1 pseudogene is annotated in these 1178 nt (G+C 63.7%); it reads right to left on the bottom strand.

Annotated features, from left to right (window positions below):
- A pseudogene (locus tag EN879_RS36595) lies at window positions 1–1178 on the bottom strand (hypothetical protein); the annotation flags it as partial.

The following is a 1178-nucleotide window of genomic DNA, read 5'->3' as shown; positions in this document are numbered from 1 at the left end:
CTTGTCGTCGCCCCGATGCTGGCGCTGCCGCCATTCCCGCCAACGTTGACGGTCCCGCTCGAGGTCGTCAATGCGATACCGATCTCGGCGCCATCGATGTTCAGGGTGGATCCGGCGACATTGGCGATGTTTATGGTGCCGACCAGCGGCCCACCAATATCGAACCCTCTGTAGCTGACGTCGAGATCGGTCTTGCCGGTGAAATTGACCACGCCGGCGCCGCTCAGGCCGATCAATGAAGCGCCGATGTAGCCGGTATCCCTCAGGCCGCCAATGTTGACGTCGCCGCCGAGATTGATACCTCCAAGCAGCACACCAGCGCCGGTACTCGTGGATACGGCCGAGACGCTGTCGAAGGCAACGCCGCCGGCGCCGACATTGGCGCCGAACAAGATAAGACCGTCGGCGCCGGAATTGATCTCGTTGCCCGTGCCGGTGACCGTAACGGCGCCGGTGGTAAAATCTCCGAAGGCGATGAAGCCGGTGCCGGTCGTCGTCGTTATGTCGAGACCGCCATTGGTGAAATTGATCGCGGAATTGGTGTTGGGGGCCGGTGTGCCTGCGGGGAAATTGCCAACGAGACCCAGGCTGACGGCGTCCGTCGCGCCCGAGCTGATCACCTTGCTGGTGCCCGAGAAGGTGATCGCGGCCGAGTCGTTGCCGGCAATGACGATATTGCCGCCAGCGGCCGCGTTGGTATCAGTCAGGTTGCCCGACAGCGTCACCGAGCCGCCAGTCATGCTCTGGATCGAAACAGCCGCGCCGGTGCCGTTGCTGTTGATGGTGCCGGCATAGGAGATGATCGCGCTGCCGCCGCTCCCGGCAGTCGTCGAGCCGACATTGAAAGCCGTGTTCGCGCCGGTGTTGGTCAGCGTGCCGTCGCCAATGGTCACCGTGCCGGTCAGGTTCTGCAGGTTGATGCCGCCGCCGGTCAGCGTGCCCGCCGGACCGCTGTTGGGCAAGCTGCCACGCGTGACCGTGATGTCGCCGCTGCCGCCATTGGCGTCGAGCAGCGTGCCGGCGACGTTGATGTTGTTGTTGGTGATCGACAAATTGGTGTCGAGGCCGACGACCTTGAACGCTGTCTGGCCCACGGCGACATTGCTGACCGTGACGCCTTCGATGAAGATGCCGCCGGTATTGACGAAGCCAGCCGCGCTCCCGTTGACGAGGAAGAC

Source organism: Mesorhizobium sp. M7A.F.Ca.AU.002.02.1.1 (assembly GCF_003998535.1).
In the GTDB taxonomy this organism is placed as follows: domain Bacteria; phylum Pseudomonadota; class Alphaproteobacteria; order Rhizobiales; family Rhizobiaceae; genus Mesorhizobium; species Mesorhizobium ciceri.
The sequence above is the reverse complement of the archived record's forward strand: the minus strand, read 5'-3'. Positions and strand labels throughout refer to the sequence as shown.